This is a genomic window from Enterococcus sp. DIV1639a, from assembly GCF_050530445.1.
Classification (GTDB): Bacteria; Bacillota; Bacilli; order Lactobacillales; family Enterococcaceae; genus Enterococcus_B; species Enterococcus_B hirae.
In genome coordinates this window covers 2,003,033-2,022,819 of sequence record NZ_CP172886.1, presented here as the reverse complement: position 1 = coordinate 2,022,819, position 19,787 = coordinate 2,003,033, and the positions used below count along the sequence as shown (strand labels likewise).

The following is a 19,787-nucleotide window of genomic DNA, read 5'->3' as shown; positions in this document are numbered from 1 at the left end:
TCCTAGGAATTCTTCGGTTTTTTTGTAACTTGAAGACTTAGAGTGAATATTGCTGACTTCTCTGAGAGAAAAAGGTCAAGACTAATTGTCATTTGTATAATCGAAATTCAGCGACTAGTCTTTGTTTTTTCAACTCGTTCAATTATAATAAGAGCATAGAGATGAAAAGGAGTGAAAGAAGATGAAATTTGTTGAGCAAGATTTTGCTTATTATGAGCGGACAATCAAAAGAATGTATCAAAGTTATTATTGGAAGCGAATTCTAATCTTAGCATTCGTACTCGTGATTGTTCTGGCTTATACAGGCATCTTTCAGGAACATTTGCTTTATAATGTTTTACTGATGATAATCATTGCTGGGGGAGGTATTTATCTTTATCTGCAAAAACAAAAATTTCCAGAGGTCTATCAAAAATATCTAGAGATAAATCAACCAGAAGCAAAAATCGTTAAGATCCAAGAAGCAGAGTATAGCTATAATGATCTTGAAGACAAGAGTGTCAGGATTAACAAAACTGGTATGCGTAATTTGCCGTCAAGGAATAAACAATATACATTGATGGTTGGATTCTCCAAGTCCTTTTTTCCGCGTGAACCACTTCAAATTGTTTATTATGATATGCTTGAACTAACCTATGAAGAAAAGTTTCGTTTGAAGCGAAACGGCTATCATTCAATGCCACGTTTTTTGCGTCGGTTTACATTTAGTAATTTAAAAGAAAGCATTGGTAATATGGGACGTTTTATTGTCGGAAATATATTTTTACTAGTTATCCTGTTTCGTGTTATACGCTATTTATGGTCATTTATCCAATTGCTTTTTTAATATCCATAATATTCATACATAATTCATAAAAAATTAGAAAACAATATTTCTTGCCATAAAAAGGGAAAGAAATATTGTTTTTAAAGCATTATTGGCTGGTTCAATGGGAAGTAAATCGTTCAGTAACTCAAGTTGGAGAAAAAGTTACAACTTAAGTCCTATGACTTTTTCTTCCATTCCGTGCATAATATGAATGTAAGGAAAAGCTTGCAAACTATATTTGCTTAAGGAGGCAATTTCCATGAAAGAAAGAGAACGTATTTTAGACTTAGTTAAAAAAGGGATCCTTTCCACTGAAGAGGGCTTAGATTTATTAGAAAGCATGGCAACTGAGAAAGATGAAAAGCAAATCGCAAAAGAAGCAGATAAAGTAACTGCTAGTCATAAAGAAAAAGATCAAGCAACTCAATTGATCGATGAATTGGAAAATGGCACATCAGAAGAAATCCATTTTAATGCCGATCCGAAACAAAACGAAAAAGAAGATCAAGAAAATTTGGAACGTATCTTAGATGAGTTAGCAACACAAGCCAATCAAACGTCGGCTCATTTAGACGAAGTGAATGAAAAGTTAGCACAAAATAAAGCGGCACGCAATGACAAACAGGAAACATTGATGCAGCTGAATACCAAAGAAGAATTGGATGAACTAACAGAAGATGAGCTTCTCCAAAGAAAGACTCTTGAATCTGAGATCAAGGAATTAGAAGCTGCGAGTGAACAATTAACAGAAGAACAATTGAAACTAGAAGCAGAATTAAAAGATATTCGCAAAAACCAATGGACAGAAAAGAAAGAAACAATTGCTGATAAATTTGAGTTACCAGATGACTGGAAAGAACAAGCCAACGATACATTGAACCAAGTTGGAGAAAAAATGTCTGAAGCTGGTTCTCAGCTAGGCAAGTTTTTGCGGAAGACATTCCAAACGGTATCGGAAACAGTTAATGAAAACATGGAATGGAAAGATGTCAATCTCCGTGTACCAGGTATCGCAACGACAAAATTTGAACACGAATTTTATTATGAAGCACCTGCAGCAAGTATTCTTGATATCAAAGCTGCAAACGGAAATGTCACATTGAAAACTTGGGAAAGTGAAGATGTGAAAGTTGAAGCAAAAATCAAATTATACGGTAAAATGAATGCAGAACCATTCGAGGCATTCTTAGAACGTAGTCAAATTGAAGTTAATGATGAGCATGTCTCATTCCAAATTCCAAATAAACGTGTACGTGCGGATCTAGTCTTTTATTTACCAAAACGAGTATATGACCATACAGCAATCAAATTGTTAAATGGGAATATTACGATTAACGACTTAGAAGGTAAAGATGTGTACACCAAATCGACAAATGGAAATATCGTCATTCAAAAATTACAAGCAACCATGCTTGAAATTGAAGGCGTTAATGGGAATATCGATGTTCAATCAGGTGCAATCTTAGATTCGATCATCGAAACAGTGAATGGTACGGTCACTGTAGGAACAACCCCTGAAAATCTTTCCGTTTCTCTCGTTAATGGGGATGTACGGTTGACAATGAAAGAAGAACATTTGAAAAAAATTGAAGCAAGTTCAGTCAATGGCAATGTCAAAGTAGCTTTACCAACAGGAATTGGCATGGAAGGTAATGCGAAAACAAGTTTAGGCAGCATCAACAGCCGCCTGACTGATTATGAAGTAATCCGTGAAAAAAAAGAACGGACCAATCAATTGCTACAGTTCCGTCGTCTCTCTGAAAATGAGGTAGCTAGAATCCAATTATCGACTACGACTGGTAGTATTTATTTAAAAGATACGGATCAATAAAGTAATCAACCGGTGAGTTAGCTTATTCTAACAATCGAAAGCAGGATTGATAAGTGGGATGTACGTTCACTATTAAACGATGATACTTGGTCATTCGTTCCTTTAACGAGGAAAAGCAAAAATCTTTGGAGAAAAAGTGTAGTGAGAATGAACAGTTTATCTATTGTCACACTCTTTTTCTTCCATTAAAATGAATAGAACAGAGGTGAAAGTAAAATGAAAAGAAAATTGACAAAATCAAATAAAAATATTGTTTTGACTGGTACATTAGCTGGGATTGCAGAATATCTTGGAATTGATCCAACGGTAGTTCGTGTGATCTATGTATTCCTAAGCTTAGTGGCATTTGGAAGTCCAGTTATCTTATATATTTTATTGGCTTTGCTCATCCCTTCTGGACGAAACAAACAGACTCGTTATGGGCATGAAAACCAATATTATCAAAATAATAATTATCATCATGAACAAACAAAAAAACGTAAAGAGGCGGAAAAGGTCAATGATGACGAATGGAGTGACTTCTAATGTCTTATCTTCAGCGCCTCATCGTGAATACGTTGACGTTCATCTCTCTGGCAGTGATTTTTCCGACGATGATTTATGTAGATAGTATTTGGACAGCTATTTTAGCAAGTTTCGTATTGTCCATCTTGAATATGTTCATTAAACCTATTCTAACAATTTTATCACTACCATTCACTTTAGTGACACTGGGCTTGTTCACATTTGTCATCAATGCGGCAATCTTGAAGATGACTTCCTTTTTTGTTGGAGCATCTAATTTTAATTTTGCTTCCTTTGGTTCAGCTTTTTTGATTGCTGTGATTATGTCAGTGGTGAATATGATTGTCAGTGAACACAATAGTAGAAGGTAAACGTGAACAATCGATAATGACTAAAAGGGTACATCCATGGGAAATGTCTTAAATTCCCTGGTTGTACCTTTTTGCTTTGTTTTATAAAAAAAGTGAATTTAAAATAAAAACGTTTTTTTTATTTGGTAGTACTTTTTGTCAGACAATGATAAAATGGGAAGGAACACTCTAATAGAAATGAGGTAGCACGAATGGCAGAAGTTGTGAAAGTAAGCCAATTAGTAGAAAAATTATCATTAGAAATAGTGACTGGTGATGAAAAGAGTTTGGAGCGTGTTATCGTAACTGGTGACATCTCAAGACCTGGTTTAGAATTGACCGGTTATTTTAATTATTATTCACATGATCGTTTACAATTATTTGGGAGCAAAGAGATTAGCTTTGCTGAACGGATGATGCCGGAAGAAAGACTGATGATCATGAGAAGATTGTGCAGTGAGGATATGCCAGCATTCATTATTTCTCGGGGGCTTCCAGCTTCTGAAGAAATGATTCAAGCGGCCAACGAATACGGTATGGCTGTCTTACGTTCACCAATCTCCACATCCCGTTTGCTTGGAGAATTATCTAGTTATTTAGATGGTCGTTTAGCTCCTAGAACGAGCGTTCATGGTGTGCTAGTCGATGTTTATGGGTTAGGTGTACTCATTCAAGGGGATAGCGGAATTGGTAAGAGTGAAACCGCATTAGAATTAATCAAACGTGGTCATCGCCTGATTGCCGATGACCGAGTAGATGTTTATCAACAAGATGAACTGACAGTCATTGGTGAACCACCAAAAATCTTAGAACATTTGATAGAGATCAGAGGGATCGGAATCATTGATGTCATGAACTTGTTTGGAGCAAGTGCTGTCCGTGGTTCAATGCAAGTGCAGTTAGCCGTTTATTTAGAAGCCTGGGCGAAGGACAAAAAATATGATCGACTAGGTTCTGAAGATACTTCTGTGGAAATTGCAGAAGTGGGGATTCCACAAATCAAAATACCTGTCAAAACTGGACGAAACGTGGCCATCATCATCGAAGTAGCTGCAATGAATTTCCGAGCAAAAACGATGGGATTTGATGCAACAAAAACGTTTGAAGAAAGATTAAGTCGTCTGATCGAAGAAAATTCAGGGGCACAATAGCAAGGAGTGGAAACATGATAGCGCAAATCGATCGGGTAGCGTTCAATCTTTTAGGAATACCAATCTATTGGTATGCTTTGATCATTGTATCGGGAATAATTATTGCCATGTGGCTAAGTAGCCGTGAAGCCGTACGAGTTGGCTTAAAATCTGAGGATGTCACTGATTTTATGTTGTGGGGATTGCCACTTTCAATTATTGGCGCACGGTTGTACTATATTTTATTTGATTTACCACAATATATAGCTGATCCTATTCAAATATTCAATATCCGTTCTGGCGGGTTAGCTATTTATGGTGGATTGATCGCAGGTGCCATTACTTTATACTTCTTTACCAAATACCACTTTATTTCCATGTGGACATTTTTAGACATAGCAGCACCAAGTGTCCTACTCGCTCAAGCAATTGGGCGCTGGGGAAATTTTATGAATCATGAAGCATATGGCCCTGTCACGACGAGAGTTTTTTTAGAAAATCTGCATATCCCAAGATTCATAATTGATAATATGTACATTGAAGGTTTTTATCGTCAACCTACCTTTTTATATGAATCCGTTTGGAGTTTGATTGGCTTTATCCTACTCCTATTTTTAAGAAACAAAAAGCATTTACTGAAAAAAGGAGAAGTTTTACTTGTTTATGTGATGTGGTACAGCTTCGGGCGCTTTTTTATCGAAGGATTACGGACAGATAGTTTATACTTCTTAGGTGTTATTCGGATCTCCCAATTGTTGTCAGCCTTTTTATTCGTTGGAACAATTATTCTGTTTATCTGGCGTAGAAAAAAAGGAAATCTACCAGATTACGATCGCACTTTTGGTAAAAATCAAATGATTATCTAATTTACAGAGCTAAAAAAATGAAAAAAATAGCAGGAGTGGTAAAATGAAATATAGGGTGGCAGTCTTAGGAGCTGGCTCATGGGGGACAGCTCTTGCGCAAGTTCTTGCTGAAAATGGACATGATGTTCGCCTATGGGGACATCGTCAATCGCAAATAGACGAGATCAACCAACAACACACCAATCAAAAATATTTACCCGACTATCATTTGTCAACGTCAATCCGTGGTTTTAGTGAGTTGAAACAGGCAGTTCAAGATATTGATGCCTTGTTATTCGTGATTCCGACACGAGCCATTCGCTCTGTAGCACAAGAGGTGGTCACTAAATTGAATACCAAGCCTGTAATCATCCATGCAAGCAAGGGTCTAGAACAGGAGACACACAAACGAATCTCAGAAATTCTTTTAGAAGAGATCCCGAGTGACAAACGTCAATCCATTGCTGTTTTATCTGGTCCGAGTCACGCAGAAGAAGTAGCAAATCATGACATTACTACGATCACAGCTGCTAGCACAGATCAAAAAACAGCTTCCTTTGTCCAAAGGTTATTCATGAATCATTATTTTAGGATTTATACCAACCCTGATGTGATTGGGGTTGAAATGGGGGCTGCATTGAAAAATATTATTGCTCTTGGTGCAGGAGCAATCCACGGATTAGGTTTTGGGGATAATGCAAAAGCTGCTATTATGACTAGAGGTTTAGCTGAAATCAGTCGTTTAGGTGTTGCCATGGGTGCCAACCCATTGACTTTTATTGGTCTTAGTGGTGTGGGCGATTTGATCGTTACTTGTACTAGTATCCATTCGCGAAATTGGCGAGCGGGCAATTTGTTAGGTAAAGGGCATGAACTGTCAGAAGTATTGGAAAATATGGGGATGGTTGTGGAAGGTGTCCATACGACAAAAGCCGCAAAAGAACTTGCTCAGCAAGTAGGTGTAGACATGCCAATCACTCAAACAATTTATGAAGTACTTTATGAAAATAAAAATGTACAAATTGCGGCAAGAGAAATCATGTTGCGAGATGGAAAAAAAGAAAATGAATTTTCACGATTAATTTTTTAGAGGAGAGATGACAAATGAAAGTAAAAAAGGCAGTTATTCCAGCAGCAGGTTTAGGAACAAGATTTTTACCTGCAACAAAAGCGATGGCAAAAGAAATGCTTCCAATCGTTGACAAACCAACGATTCAATTTATCGTAGAAGAAGCACTTAAATCAGGGATCGAAGACATTTTGATCGTCACTGGGAAAGCAAAACGACCAATCGAAGACCATTTTGATTCAAATATCGAGTTAGAAACGAATTTGAGTGAAAAAGGGAAAACAGAATTATTGAAGTTGGTTGAAGAAACAACTGATGTAAATCTACACTTCATTCGTCAATCTCATCCAAAAGGGTTAGGACATGCTGTATTACAAGCCCGTGCTTTTATCGGTAATGAACCTTTTGTTGTGATGTTAGGTGATGATATCATGGAAGATGAAGTACCTTTGACACAACAATTGATTGATGACTATGAGCGGACACATGCATCAACAATCGCAGTGATGGAAGTGCCACAAAAAGATACGTCTAAATACGGAATTATTAATCCTGGTGAAGAATTAGAAGAAGGATTGTTCAATGTTAAAAACTTCGTTGAAAAACCAGACCCAAGTAAAGCACCAAGTAATTTAGCTATTATTGGACGCTATTTATTAACTCCTGAAATCTTTGATGTTTTGGCAGAACAACAACCAGGTGCTGGGAATGAGATCCAACTGACAGATGCGATTGATACATTGAATAAAACACAACGAGTATTTGCTCGTAACTTTACAGGCAAACGCTATGATGTTGGTGACAAGTTTGGTTTCATGAAAACCAGTATCGAATACGGCTTGACTCATCCAGAAGTCGGCGAACCATTAAAAGAATATATCAAAGAGCTAGGGAAACAATTAGAAGCTGATCAAACGATGGTACCAAAAAAAGACAACAAAAAAATTGAATCAAAAGATGAGCTGAAAAAATAAATTTTTTAGCAATGAAAGCTTCAACTGCTCTTATCCAAAAAAAGTAGTTGAAGCTTTGCTATTTTTTATTTGTTTAAAAAATGCGAAAATGCTATGCTTATAGAAAGAGTATCAGAAGGGAGTTCGAGTATGACAGGCGGAGAAATTGCTGGGCTGATTGCGGCCATCGCATTTGCAGTCCTCGTTGTTTTTATCATAAGAGTATTGTTACAATTATCAAAAACATTAGAAAAAGTGGATCAAACAGTGGCAGAAGCAAATACGACAATTGAAGTCGTCACCAAAGATGTCGATCTTTTGTCAAGGCAGGTGGAAGGTTTACTAGTCAAAAGTAATGAATTGCTTTTAGACATCAATGGGAAAGTAGAAACGATTGATCCATTATTTACAGCTATCGCGGATTTAAGTGAAAGCGTGTCAGAATTGAATACATCAAGTAAAAATATCGTAACCAAAGTTGGTGGGATTGGGCGTACAACAGCTAAAGCTACCGTGGCTGGAAAAGTTGGTGGCACAGCTTTAAAGTTTTTCAAAAATAAAAAACATACAGAAAAGACTGGAGGAATTTAATTATGGCAAAAAAAGGTGGATTTTTACTAGGAGCAGTTATTGGTGGGACAGCAGCGGCAGTCGCAGCATTATTATTAGCACCAAAGTCAGGAAAAGAACTACGCGATGAACTTGCTGCACAAGCAGATGATTTACTTGATATGGCTTCAGACTACACGGATATGGCAAAAGAAAAATCAGCGACATTAACAGACATCGCAAAAGAAAAAGCGCAAGATCTATCCCAACAAGCTGGTGACTTAGCTGGTAACGTGAAAAATAAAGTCAATCATTCTGCAAATGATGTCGAAGATGAGTCTGAAGACATTTTATTAACATTAAAAGAACAATCAGAAGATCTTTCTCATCGCTTCAAGAAATCAGCAGATGAGCTTAAAAAGCCAGTCGGACAAATGAATGAAACAGTTAAAGATGCATCTGAAGATATGATGATCAATGCGAAAGATGCTGCAGGTGAAGCTGGACAAACAGTCAAAGAAGGCATTGCTGAAGCAAAACCAGTCGCAAAAGATGCGCAAGCAATGGCAGATATGGCTAAAGAAGACGTAAAAGCTAAAAAAGAAGATTTAAAAGATACATTTACTGACAATGGAAAATAGGCAATTTCTATTTTTTGTAAATAATCAATAGATGCTATCTCGATTTTGGTTAATCGAACGGAACAAGTGATGAATATCAAAGCTAGCAAAGTTTCCTAGCTTTGATATTTTTTTGTTTGGATAATTACTAGAATAATACATAATGTAAAGGTCTAATTTGCGTAATCACTTGATAGCATACTTATCACCATGAGAGTGAAGACACTATAAAAGAACCAGAATGATCAGAAGAATTCGTAAAATCTAATGGTAACCAGAGCTCTTTGGTATGAATGGGTCAACAACAATTAGTGAGGTTGAAGATAAGAAAAAAATGAGTCTAGGACTAACAGTCGCCCTTAGACTCATTAATAGATGTAGAAGTGATAAACGGTGTTCAAGAAGCAACTCCTCAACAATAAACGATAATTTTCTAAAATAAGAGAAGCTATTTTAAAAAATTCTTTCTTATTGTCATCGGAGCTCCCCGCTTCTTTCACAACCTCTGATTCACGGTGTTCAAAGAGCTGATCTTCGGCGATAAGTCAAAAAATCTCAAAACATGGGAAGCTGTTTCGAGATTTTCATCCTTACTGCTCCTGCGATTACTCGTCGCAGTTTTTACTTGGTGAGCGCTCAGATCAAGTCGCTCTTCTCACAACCTTACTCAATAACCAATAATTCTTTTGGCGTAGTTGTAAATGGAATACAGCCGTCTTTTGTCACATAGACACAGTCTTCGATTCGAACACCTACTTGATCAGGGATATAGATTCCTGGTTCAAGGGAGAAGCACATGCCTTCTTCGATGACTAAATCATTACCTGCTACAAGGGAAGGAAATTCATGGACAGTGGTTCCGATTCCGTGACCTAGACGATGATTGAAGTATTCGCCATAGCCATAGCTATTGATTACATTTCTTGCAATTTGATCTAGTTCGGCAGCCGTTACGCCGGGACGTACAGCTGCTTGGGCAGCTAATTGTGCCTCAAGTGTGATTTGATAAATTTTTTCCTGAAATTCAGTTGGTTTTTTATAGGCTACAGTTCGAGTAGCATCGCTGCAATAACCATCCCAAACAACACCTAAATCAAACAAAACAAGTTCATTAGGCGAAATTTTTGTGCTGCCTGGAGCACCGTGGGGGCTTGCTGCGTTTTTACCAGCTAAAACAAGCGTGTCAAACGACATTTGCGAAACACCTTGTTTTTTTAGTTGATATTCGATTTCTGCAATGATTGCTTGCTCAGTAACACCTTCTTTTACTGCCTTAAAGCCGATTTCAAAGGCAACATCTGCCCATTTACCAGCAGCAAGTAATTGGTCTTTTTCTTCCAGTGTTTTGATTAATTGGAGACGTTGAATGATTGCTGTTAAATCAGTAAAGTTGTCAGAACCAGTTAGAACATCTGAAATGGCATCGAAACGATCAACGGTTAACGCATTTTTTTCGATTCCGATATTTCCAGGCTGACCATAACGGTGACGAATTTCTTTCCCAATGATTTCCCAAGGATTTTCGCTGTCTAAATAGCCACGAACATCAAAAGACCATGCACTGTTTTGTGCATCTTCAACTTCTAAAGCCGGAGTGAATAAAAAAGGATCCTGTTCAAGTGGGATAAATAGTGCTAAGACACGTTCATGGGGTTCACTTTCGTATCCTGAAAAATAAGCGATGTGTCCTGGATCACTAATATAGGCAAGATCCACTTGATTTTGAGCCATCCATTTACGTAATTCGTTGATTTTTACGTTATTCATTTTGGCATCCTTCTTTCTAATTTATTGAATTATTAGATAATTGTACCACTTAATGTTTCAAAGACCAACGTATAAAAGTGAAAAAATGAATTATTTTCATGAAAGCGGTAGTAAAACGGTTGCAATTTTGAGTATTATTTGTTATCCTGTTTTAGAAATGTAAAGCGTATTTTCAGAAAACATATAAAAATGAACAGGAGAGCAAGAATGGAAAAGCAAACAATTACTATTTATGATGTAGCGAGAGAGGCAAATGTTTCGATGGCTACTGTTTCACGTGTCGTTAACGGGAATCCGAATGTCAAACCTGCGACTAGAAAAAAAGTATTAGAAGTCATTGATCGATTGGACTATCGTCCGAATGCTGTTGCACGTGGGCTAGCAAGTAAGAAGACAACGACAGTAGGGGTAATCATTCCAGATGTCAGCAATATGTTTTTTGCTTCTTTAGCACGTGGGATCGATGATGTTGCTACAATGTACAAATACAACATCATTTTAGCAAATTCAGACGGCAATGATCAAAAAGAAGTGAATGTATTAAATAACTTGCTAGCAAAACAAGTAGATGGCGTGATCTTCATGGGACATCATATCACTGATGAAATCCGTGGTGAGTTTTCTCGATCTAAGACTCCTGTAGTATTGGCTGGCTCAATTGACCCTGATGAACAAGTTGGAAGTGTGAATATCGATTACACTTCAGCAACTAAGGATGCTGTCAATAAATTAGCTAAGAATGGCAATAAAAAAATTGCCTTTGTCAGTGGGGCATTGATTGATCCAATCAATGGTCAAAATCGCTTGAAAGGATATAAAGAAGCACTTAAAGAAAATAATTTACCTTACAGCGAAGGTTTGATCTTTGAAGCAGAGTATAACTTTAAAGACGGATTAACCCTAGTTGATCGCATTCATAACAGTGGCGCAACAGCTGTTTATGTTTCAGATGATGAATTAGCTATCGGTATTTTAGATGGTCTTTTAGATAAAGGTGTGAAAGTACCGGAAGAATTTGAGATCATTACAAGTAATAACTCATTGTTAACAGAAGTTGCACGTCCACGCCTAACAAGTATCACACAACCATTGTATGATTTAGGTGCCGTTTCAATGCGTCTATTAACAAAAATGATGAATAAAGAAGAAGTTGAAGAAAAAACAATTATCTTACCTTATGGAATTGAAGAAAAAGGATCGACGAAATAATAAGTGATTAACACTCCACTAGATGATGCTAGTGGAGTGTTTTTAACCTCTAAAAAGATTCAGTGATTGAAATAAGTAAACATTCGTTGAAGCTTTTAGCTCGTTAACAAGAACAACTATTTATTTTTTTGTAAAAACTTGGACAAATTTTAGCTTTTTATTCCGTATAATGAAATGGAATCTCTATCAGAAGAGAAAATTTAAATTGTAAGGAGAAGTTATAAATGTCAGATTTTTATTTTGTAAAACTACGCCCTGAAGTTTACAATGATTTAATAACTTCAAAGGAAACTAAAAATAGGATATTAAATAAAGAAACAAGAATGTATCTTGCGTTCGAACAAAATGAAAGAAATTGGTATATTCCTTTTAAAGCTCATACAAGTACAAAACATCCAGATTCTGTATTTTTTTTGCCAATATTGGAGGAGGACCCTCATCTTGTTTCTCCGGGATTAGTTTTCTATCAGTCCTTAAATCTTTCCTCTTCAGATGTAATAGAAGTAAAGATAAAAAGTGAAGAGATAGCTGATTTATACCTACCGTTTATAGAAAAAAATTTGGAAAAAATTAAGGACGCTTTTTATCATTATCTAAGAGGATATTATAATCATTGTGTATACGATAAAAAGACCGGAACGCTTGAATTATTTCTAAAAGAAATAGAGGAAATATGCAATCTTAAGTTTAATGAGGGAATAAGTGATAAAAGTATACAAAATTTGAGCAAACGAGGTGATATAAAAGGGATTGAAGCATATCGAGAAAAACAACTTCCAAATTTTCTAGAAGAAGATTATTTTATTAAGTTTTTATCTGTTAAATCTCATCTTCCTTGGCAAGATTCAAGCATAATCCAAATCTTGATCGCCCAAAAACCAGACGTCCAATTGGCTCTTCAGGCTTGGGAATGGAAGAAACTTGAAAAAAAACTAAATCTGTGTCCGGAATCCCTCCTTAGAGCATATACAGGAGAAGTTTTCAAAAAAAAAACAAACTCTAAACCAACAGATTATTTTCAAGTACAGGTTTTTGATGTTAGTGAATTAAAGGAAAATCAAGAAATACCTAGACCTGCTTACTACGTAGGAGATCAAACAGTTGATTCATTTCTCTATAAAATTTTATTCCAAAGTATCAGAGGACTTACAAGTAGGTCAATCGAGATACAATCGGGAATGAATGATAAAGAAAAATTGAGTATCTTATTGCGTTCAGCCATACATAAGAGAAGATGGACTAGTATCGGTGATCAAGACCATTTAGAATATTTTAAATCAGAAGCGGTCGGTTATACCTTAGCAAAACATTTAGGATTATCTACGGAGAGTTATTCTTTTGAATATCTTTCTACTTTGAGGCAGAATAAATTGTCTGAAACTACAATAGATAATATTTTAGAGAGCATTAGTTCAGAAGTAAATAAAACATATAATGACTTTAGAGAAAAATTTAATATTATTTTGAATAAAAGTAACGAAAAGAATAAAGTTACCCAACTTCAAAACAATCAATCTATAGAGATATTAGACCCCGTCAATAAAGGGAAAAAAAGACGTGAAGCTTTGATTGAAAATAGTAAAAAAAAGTTTAGCGACAAACGTTTGAAAGTAGGAGAAAAACAGCAGCGTGATCCACAAACTTGGACAGAAGTTAAAACTAAAAAGAGTAAAAGAATCCATCCGAATATATATGAGAGTAAAATACAAAATTCTGAAGGGCAAAATAGCGAAAATAATAGCGAGTATTGGTGGGAAATCGAAAGTAAACACGTGAGGAAAGTCAAAGAAGGGAACCACCAGCTATCAGGCGACTCTAAAGGATTGATTAGACCTGAAGTCAAAATATCTTTGGAAAAAGCTGAGGGTGCCAGCATAAAAAAAACTGAACTCTCGATGGATATTAAGGGAAATGAGCAACAGACAGTTCATATTAAAGGATCAAATGGTACTAAGCAACAAGAAGTTAAAGAGAGATCTTGGAAAGAGAACTCAAGCACAGAAAGAAACAATCAGCTAGATAATCTAGTGAAATACGGAGAAGCGAATCAACAATGGTTTGAGAAAGGAACTTTGGAAAAAGACACAAGTAAAGGAAGTAACACAAGTACTTCAGAAAATGTTGTTACCAATGATTTAAAGAGTTCTAAACTTAGAACTTTTGAAGGATCGATTATCCTTAAAGCCAAAGAAGGTGCAAGTCTACCTTTGAGTAAAGCTGAGGATACCAATCGAAATGAAGCTGAACATTCGACGACTATTAATAGAATTAACCCGCAGACAGAGCATCAAGAATCTTCTACCCCTAGAACCTTTGCAAGCTTGTTTGACATGAAAGCCAAAGAAGGTGAAAGCCTATCTTTGAAAAAAGCTGAGGATACCAACCGAACTGAATCTAAACTTTCGACGACTATTAATGGAAAAGATCAGCAGACAGATCATCAAATGGATCAAAATGAGCCGGAAGAAATGACTTGGGAAACAGTTACAAAAAAAGGAAGTAAAAAAAGCAACAAAAGCAACAAAAGCACTTTAGTAAAAGTAGATACTAACAGTCTAAATTCATTGACTACAGATAAATTCATTCCGCAATGGCAAAGAATAGCTCAGGAAAAAGCAAATACAAACAATCGGCAGAAAAAAAATGGAGTATCCGGGCGTAGAACAGTGGCAAGATAAAAAAGCTTCTTTAAAACCATAACCAGATAAAAACGAGAGTGGGACAATAGTCAGAAAAAAATCTGATTATTTCCCCATTTTTTTGATTTTAAGGTACATAAAAAGCACAACCTTGTATGATTAAAGTGCTTAAACAAAAATCAAAGGAGTGTGCTTTATGTTTAAAAATTATACCATCAGCCAAACAACTTTACCACGAAATGTAGAACATTAACTGTTACCACCTTTATGTGGATGAAAGACGGTTATATGCGAAATGGACAGCGCAAACCAGGTTATAATTTCCAAATCGCCAACGATTGAGAAAGAACTATTGTCCCACTCTCGTTTTAACTTCTAAAAAAGATTTAGTGATTGAAATAAGTAAACATTCGTTGAAGCTTTTAGCTAGTTAACAAGAACAACTATTTATTTTTTTTGTAAAAACTTGGACAAATTTTAGCTTTTTATTCCGTATAATGAAATGGAATCTCTATCAGAAGAGAAAATCTAAATTGTAAGGAGAAGTTATAAATGTCAGATATTTATTTTGTGAAACTGCTTCCTGATGTTTACGATGAGTTAAAAACTTCAAAGTACAAAGAAATAACATTAGAAAATTTAAATAGGACATATCTTGCATTGGAAAGAAATAGGAGAAATTGGTATATTCCTATTAAATCTTTTACAGAGAAAATTTTTACAGAGTTTGTATATCCATTGCCAGTAATGGAAGAGAAGTACAAGAACAATCGTCGCTGTACTCCAGGTTTTGTTTTTAATCATTCCTTGTATCTTGATTCTTCACTGGTAATAGTAACTAAGGATCCGGGAATGGAATTATATCGTCCGTTTATAGAAGAAAATAAAGAAAAGATCATAGAAAAATTTTATTATTTTGTAAGTATGGCACATCATATTAATGAACGTGGTAATAAGTTGGTTAACTCAATTGACTTATTTCCAGAAGGAGTTGAATATATACTAAATCTTAGGTTTAATGAGGGAATAGACGATAAAAGTATACAAAGCTTGAATAAACGGGGGGATAGGGAAGGGATTGAAACGTATCGAAAAAAAAAACTTTCAACTTTTCTAGAAGAGGATAATTTTATTAAGTTTTTATCTGTTACAGCGCATCTTCCTTGGCAACACTCAAAAATAACCCAAAACCTGATCGCCCAAAAACCAGATGTCCAATTAGCTCTCGAGGCTCGGGAATGGAAGAAGCTAGAAAAAAAATTAAAACTGGGTCCAGACGCACTTTATAGAGACCATACAGAAGTACGTTTCGACAAAGAAACAAAAAGTAAACTAACAGCCTCTTTTCTAGTACAGGTTTTCGATGTTAGTGAATTAGCGGAAAAGCAAGAAATACCCAGACCAGCATACTATGTAGGGAATCAAACAGTTGATTCATCTCTCTACCAAATTTTGTTCCAAAGTATTAACCAATTTACAAGTATGCCAATCGAGATTCAATCAGGGATGAATGATAAACAAACATTGAGTAACTTTATGCGTTCAGCCATACATAAGACAAGAGGGACTAGTACCGATTATCCAGACCAATTAGAATATTTTAAATCAGAAGCGATTGGTTATATCTTAGCAAAACATATAGGTTTACATACGGAAAGTTATTCTTTTGAATATCTTTCTACTTTGAAAAAAAGTGAATTGTCTAACAGTAAAATCGATGCTATTTTAGTTAGCATTAGTAGGAAAGTAAGTCAAATATATGGACGGTTTAGAGACAATTTTAACGATATTTTGAAAAAAAGCATGGAAAATGATACAGTCTTCCAATTTCAAAACAATCAATCTATTGAGTTATTAGATCCTGTCAACAAATGGAGAAAAAGACGTGAAGCTTCAAAGGAACGTAATCAAAAATCGGTTGACAGCATACGTTTGGAAGAAGAGAAACAAAAACAGCATGACCCACAAGTATGGATAGAAGTACAAACGAACAGTAGCGAAAGAACCAATTGGAATAAAGATGAAAGTAAAATGCAAAGTCCTGAAGAGCCAAATAGAGAAAACAATAGCGATTATTGTAGGGAAATCGAAAGTAAGCAAGTGATGACTGTCAAAGAAGGGGATAACCGGCAATCAGGTGACTTTAAAGGAAAAGACAAAGATGATGCAAGCTTACCTTTAGAAAAAGCTGAGCCCTCGATGAATATCGATGGAAATGACCAACAGTCAGATAACCTAAAGAAATCAAGTGAAACGAACCCGCTGTGGTTTGAAATTGGGGTATGGGAACCAGTCATACATGAAAAAGAAAAAAGCAAACCTGCTACCAATGATCTAAATAGTTTTAACCCTAGCACCTTTAAAAACATGACTGCTCCTAAATTCAAAGAAGGAACCAGCCTATATTTAGAAAAAGCTGAACCCTCGATGAATATCAATGGAAATGACCAACAGTCAGATAACCTAAAGAAATCAAGTGAAACGAACCTGCTGTGGTTTGAAATTGGGGTATGGGAACCAGTCATACATGAAAAAGAAAAAAGCAAACCTGCTACCAATGATCTAAATAGTTTTAACCCTAGCACCTTTAAAAACTTGACTGCTCCTAAATTCAAAGAAGGAACCAGCCTATATTTAGAAAAAGCTGAGCCCTCGATGAATATCAATGGAAATGACCAACAGTCAGATAACCTAAAGAAATCAAGTGAAACGAACCCGCTGTGGTTTGAAATTGGGGTATGGGAACCAGTCACACATGAAAAAGAAAAAAGCAAACCTGCTACCAATGATCTAAATCATTCTAAATATTCACCGACTACAGATAAAAATACTCATCAACAGCAAACAGTGGATCAAAAAAGGAATAAAGCAATGAACTTAGTCAAACAGCAAGAAAAAAAGCGTATGGGCGCTACTGAAAAATTAACAAGATAAAAACAGTCGCCATAATTGGCGACTGTTTTTTAGGTCCTTTGTCAAATAATGTCAGTTCGTTTTCATCAATATTAAAGATGATAGACTCTGAATTATTCATTTTCTTTATCATTTTCTTTTTTTGCTGGATGCTCTCGAGCAAAGGATGAAGCAGTTCCCCAATAGTTTTTATAGTTTTCATCCGTTCCACCGACACCAAACTTGAATGTTGATTTTTTTGGACCATTTTTTGCCCAAAGCGATTCAACTGTCTGACTTGGTGTTTCGATGGTTTTCTTATCAACAGTAACTTTACCAGGAAGTTGTCCTGTAAAGGATGCTACTTTTTTCTTGGAGACATCAGAAGATAATTCAAATTTATCCTTTGTCCCGAACATCGCTGGATTTGCTTGGTATACTTGATTAATGAGATTGGCTAAATAGCTAGAAGAACGTAATCGGGCTCTTGAGTCCATTCCAGTGTTGTCATCGTGACCTGCCCAACTACTGATCGTAATAGATGGCGTTGAAACAATCAGCCAAGAATCACGGTAGTCATTTGTTGAACCTGTTTTGCCGATCCAATCCGCTTGTCCCAGTTCATGATTTAAAGCAGTAATATCATCTTTAAAAGGTGTCGTGATTTTCGCAGTGATTACACTACGCATCATATCATTCATAATTGATGCTGTAGCTTCAGAATACACTCTTACAGGTTTTTCCTCATGTTTGTAGATGACTTTTCCTGAGTTATCAGTAATTGAATCAATCAAATAACCTTCTTGATAGACCCCGCCATTAGCTAAAGCTTGGAAGCCATTGGTTTGTTCCAAAGTCGTTACATCAACGGTTCCCAAAGGTGCAGACTCAACGCCCCAATTATCGTTGGTTGGATAATTCATTTTTGCCAAGTAATTTTCATAAGCATATTGTTTAGAACCACCATTTTCTAAAACATCCTGATATAAATGATAGGCAGGGATATTGTTAGACCATTCCAAAGACTCTCGAATCGTTTGGAAGGTATTAGAACCTTCATTCGTTGCATTGACGATTTTTTCTCCTGCGTTACTTCCTTCTTGCCAGGTAGTTGCGTAATCAGAAACGCGTGATTCTGATCCTACAAGCCCCATATCGATGGCTGGACCATACACGAGTACTGGTTTAATCGAAGACCCAGCTTGTCTTTGGGTGTCAAAAGCATGATTATTTTGGTTTTGTAGATAATTTCTACCACCAACAAAACCATAGATACGACCAGTTTTATTATCCATCAAGACATTTCCTGTCTCAACTTGTGTGGCTTTGCCATCGTCTAATAGATGTCCATAACTTTTTGCTGCTTCTTGCATTGCCGCATAAACATTTTTATCGATCGTTGAATGGATCGTATAACCTTTGTTTTGGATCGTTTGTTGTGCTTTTTGATAGTAGGCATCATAGACTGAACTATCAGATAAATCTGCATCATCTTTTTCAGCTAATTGTTTAGTGATGATCTCTGTGGCTTCACCCATAACGGTATAATATAGAAACTCACGATCACTTTGTTCAGCAATCTGTTGTGGTAAGAAATCTTTCGTGAGATCATAAGCTTTCGCTTCTTCATATTGTTGTTTTGTGATTTTATTTTCACGATACATGCTGAATAGAACCACATCTTTTCGATTCAATCCTGCTGAAAGGTCTTCTTTTAAACTCCCAGTATTTGTATAAGGACTATAAGTGATCGGACTTTGTGGCAAACCTGCGATAAAGGCAGCTTGTGGTAAGTTGACATCTTTGGCATTAACACCAAAGATTCCTTTCGCTGCTTCTTGTACACCAGCGATATTTTGTCCTTTATTGTTTCGACCAAATGGAGAAACATTTAGATACATAGAAATAATTTCATTTTTGGAAAAGTGTTTCTCGACTTGTGCTGCTAATAAAATTTCATTTGCTTTTCGCTTGAATGTTGTTTCATCAGTTAAGATTTGTTGTTTGACTAACTGTTGAGTCAACGTGGAACCACCGGAAGAACCGATACCAGTTGCTTCAGAAAATAAAGCACGCAAAACAGCTTTTGGTACATAGCCGTTATGTCGCTCAAAATACTCATCTTCAGTACTAATGATTGCAGTTTTCAATAAAGGCGAAATTTGATCTGAAGGAACGGCTGTCCGCATTAAATCAGTTTGGATCTTTGATATTTCAGAATTGTCAGCATAAACAAGTTTAGATGTTTCTGTAATGTTGCCAAGCTCTGATTGCAGGGTTGCTTTGGATGGTATTTCGGTATCTTCAACAAGATAGGCAAAATAACCAGCTCCGATACCAACACCAAGGGCTGCCAGTAGCAGAAGAAGGACGACGATAAAAGTAGTCAGTGATTGGAAGACACCAAAAGCGATGTTTAATCCCAACCATTTTTGCTTTTTCCTTCGATGTTGCTTTTTCCGAGTATCTTTACGTGGCAAAAGGGTTCACCTCAACTAATAGTTTTATTTCGCTAATTATAGCAAATAATGGAGCAAAAAAACAGATATGGTGATTTTTATAAGGATTATTTCAACTTTCTTTTTCTGAATGATAGAGTGAACGAGAAACTTAAAGCATTA

General features: G+C 36.0%; 15 protein-coding genes. 13 read left to right on the top strand and 2 right to left on the bottom strand.

Features of this window, described 5'->3' with window-relative positions:
• Window positions 1–181: 181 nt before the first annotated feature.
• From IGJ32_RS09205 to IGJ32_RS09160, 10 genes are all read left to right on the top strand, one after another.
• Window positions 182–826: a hypothetical protein gene (locus IGJ32_RS09205; RefSeq protein WP_034699165.1), complete on the top strand. Its 645-nt coding sequence runs from the start codon at window positions 182–184 to the stop codon at window positions 824–826.
• 241 nt (window positions 827–1,067) lie between these two features.
• Window positions 1,068–2,639: a daptomycin-sensing surface protein LiaX gene (gene liaX / locus IGJ32_RS09200; protein ID WP_010737970.1), complete on the top strand. Its 1,572-nt coding sequence runs from the start codon at window positions 1,068–1,070 to the stop codon at window positions 2,637–2,639.
• Window positions 2,640–2,855: 216 nt separating this feature from the next.
• On the top strand, window positions 2,856–3,164 hold the full coding sequence (locus tag IGJ32_RS09195; protein WP_010718558.1) for a PspC domain-containing protein: 309 nt from the start codon (window positions 2,856–2,858) through the stop codon (window positions 3,162–3,164).
• The gene (locus IGJ32_RS09190; RefSeq protein ID WP_010737969.1) at window positions 3,164–3,514 is read left to right on the top strand and encodes a phage holin family protein; all 351 of its coding nucleotides are present in this window, start codon (window positions 3,164–3,166) and stop codon (window positions 3,512–3,514) included. Before IGJ32_RS09195 ends, IGJ32_RS09190 begins: the two co-directional genes overlap by 1 nt.
• A gap of 191 nt (window positions 3,515–3,705) precedes the next feature.
• Window positions 3,706–4,644: an HPr(Ser) kinase/phosphatase gene (gene hprK, locus IGJ32_RS09185; RefSeq protein WP_010718556.1), complete on the top strand. Its 939-nt coding sequence runs from the start codon at window positions 3,706–3,708 to the stop codon at window positions 4,642–4,644.
• A 14-nt stretch (window positions 4,645–4,658) separates the two neighbouring features.
• Window positions 4,659–5,489, top strand: a complete 831-nt coding sequence (gene lgt / locus IGJ32_RS09180) for a prolipoprotein diacylglyceryl transferase (RefSeq protein ID WP_063627394.1) — start codon at window positions 4,659–4,661, stop codon at window positions 5,487–5,489.
• A gap of 43 nt (window positions 5,490–5,532) precedes the next feature.
• The gene (locus IGJ32_RS09175) at window positions 5,533–6,558 is read left to right on the top strand and encodes an NAD(P)H-dependent glycerol-3-phosphate dehydrogenase (RefSeq protein ID WP_342081854.1); all 1,026 of its coding nucleotides are present in this window, start codon (window positions 5,533–5,535) and stop codon (window positions 6,556–6,558) included.
• A 14-nt stretch (window positions 6,559–6,572) separates the two neighbouring features.
• Window positions 6,573–7,511, top strand: a complete 939-nt coding sequence (gene galU, locus IGJ32_RS09170) for a UTP--glucose-1-phosphate uridylyltransferase GalU (protein WP_010718553.1) — start codon at window positions 6,573–6,575, stop codon at window positions 7,509–7,511.
• Window positions 7,512–7,640: 129 nt separating this feature from the next.
• Window positions 7,641–8,081 (top strand): DUF948 domain-containing protein, encoded by a 441-nt coding sequence (locus IGJ32_RS09165; RefSeq protein WP_010718552.1) that lies wholly within the window; start codon window positions 7,641–7,643, stop codon window positions 8,079–8,081.
• Window positions 8,082–8,083: 2 nt separating this feature from the next.
• Window positions 8,084–8,680, top strand: a complete 597-nt coding sequence (locus IGJ32_RS09160; RefSeq protein WP_088775289.1) for a YtxH domain-containing protein — start codon at window positions 8,084–8,086, stop codon at window positions 8,678–8,680.
• A gap of 642 nt (window positions 8,681–9,322) precedes the next feature.
• Here IGJ32_RS09160 and IGJ32_RS09155 read toward each other — a convergent pair.
• Window positions 9,323–10,426 carry a M24 family metallopeptidase gene (locus IGJ32_RS09155; RefSeq protein ID WP_010737965.1) on the bottom strand — a complete coding sequence of 368 codons (1,104 nt, stop codon included), beginning with the start codon at window positions 10,424–10,426 and terminating at the stop codon, window positions 9,323–9,325.
• Window positions 10,427–10,633: 207 nt separating this feature from the next.
• Between IGJ32_RS09155 and ccpA the strand changes: the two genes are divergently transcribed.
• The 3 genes from ccpA (at window position 10,634) to IGJ32_RS09140 (ending at window position 17,208) form a co-directional block, all read left to right on the top strand.
• Window positions 10,634–11,635, top strand: coding sequence for a catabolite control protein A (gene ccpA, locus IGJ32_RS09150; RefSeq protein WP_010718548.1), 1,002 nt, complete (start codon window positions 10,634–10,636; stop codon window positions 11,633–11,635).
• 224 nt (window positions 11,636–11,859) lie between these two features.
• Window positions 11,860–14,313: a hypothetical protein gene (locus IGJ32_RS09145; RefSeq protein WP_342081852.1), complete on the top strand. Its 2,454-nt coding sequence runs from the start codon at window positions 11,860–11,862 to the stop codon at window positions 14,311–14,313.
• A gap of 513 nt (window positions 14,314–14,826) precedes the next feature.
• Window positions 14,827–17,208 carry a hypothetical protein gene (locus tag IGJ32_RS09140; RefSeq protein ID WP_430610434.1) on the top strand — a complete coding sequence of 794 codons (2,382 nt, stop codon included), beginning with the start codon at window positions 14,827–14,829 and terminating at the stop codon, window positions 17,206–17,208.
• Window positions 17,209–17,300: 92 nt separating this feature from the next.
• On the opposite strand, the gene IGJ32_RS09135 is transcribed toward IGJ32_RS09140, so the two are convergent.
• Window positions 17,301–19,646, bottom strand: a complete 2,346-nt coding sequence (locus IGJ32_RS09135) for a transglycosylase domain-containing protein (RefSeq protein ID WP_373169206.1) — start codon at window positions 19,644–19,646, stop codon at window positions 17,301–17,303.
• Between the last annotated feature and the right edge of the window lie 141 nt (window positions 19,647–19,787).

Coding starts and splice junctions, on each gene's coding strand:
- IGJ32_RS09165 (WP_010718552.1), top strand. CDS start 7,641: ATGACAGGCGGAGAAATTGCTGGGCTGATTGCGGCCATCGCATTTGCA.
- galU (WP_010718553.1), top strand. CDS start 6,573: ATGAAAGTAAAAAAGGCAGTTATTCCAGCAGCAGGTTTAGGAACAAGA.
- hprK (WP_010718556.1), top strand. CDS start 3,706: ATGGCAGAAGTTGTGAAAGTAAGCCAATTAGTAGAAAAATTATCATTA.
- IGJ32_RS09140 (WP_430610434.1), top strand. CDS start 14,827: ATGTCAGATATTTATTTTGTGAAACTGCTTCCTGATGTTTACGATGAG.
- IGJ32_RS09145 (WP_342081852.1), top strand. CDS start 11,860: ATGTCAGATTTTTATTTTGTAAAACTACGCCCTGAAGTTTACAATGAT.
- IGJ32_RS09205 (WP_034699165.1), top strand. CDS start 182: ATGAAATTTGTTGAGCAAGATTTTGCTTATTATGAGCGGACAATCAAA.
- ccpA (WP_010718548.1), top strand. CDS start 10,634: ATGGAAAAGCAAACAATTACTATTTATGATGTAGCGAGAGAGGCAAAT.
- IGJ32_RS09160 (WP_088775289.1), top strand. CDS start 8,084: ATGGCAAAAAAAGGTGGATTTTTACTAGGAGCAGTTATTGGTGGGACA.
- IGJ32_RS09190 (WP_010737969.1), top strand. CDS start 3,164: ATGTCTTATCTTCAGCGCCTCATCGTGAATACGTTGACGTTCATCTCT.
- liaX (WP_010737970.1), top strand. CDS start 1,068: ATGAAAGAAAGAGAACGTATTTTAGACTTAGTTAAAAAAGGGATCCTT.
- lgt (WP_063627394.1), top strand. CDS start 4,659: ATGATAGCGCAAATCGATCGGGTAGCGTTCAATCTTTTAGGAATACCA.
- IGJ32_RS09195 (WP_010718558.1), top strand. CDS start 2,856: ATGAAAAGAAAATTGACAAAATCAAATAAAAATATTGTTTTGACTGGT.
- IGJ32_RS09175 (WP_342081854.1), top strand. CDS start 5,533: ATGAAATATAGGGTGGCAGTCTTAGGAGCTGGCTCATGGGGGACAGCT.
- IGJ32_RS09155 (WP_010737965.1), bottom strand. CDS start 10,426: ATGAATAACGTAAAAATCAACGAATTACGTAAATGGATGGCTCAAAAT.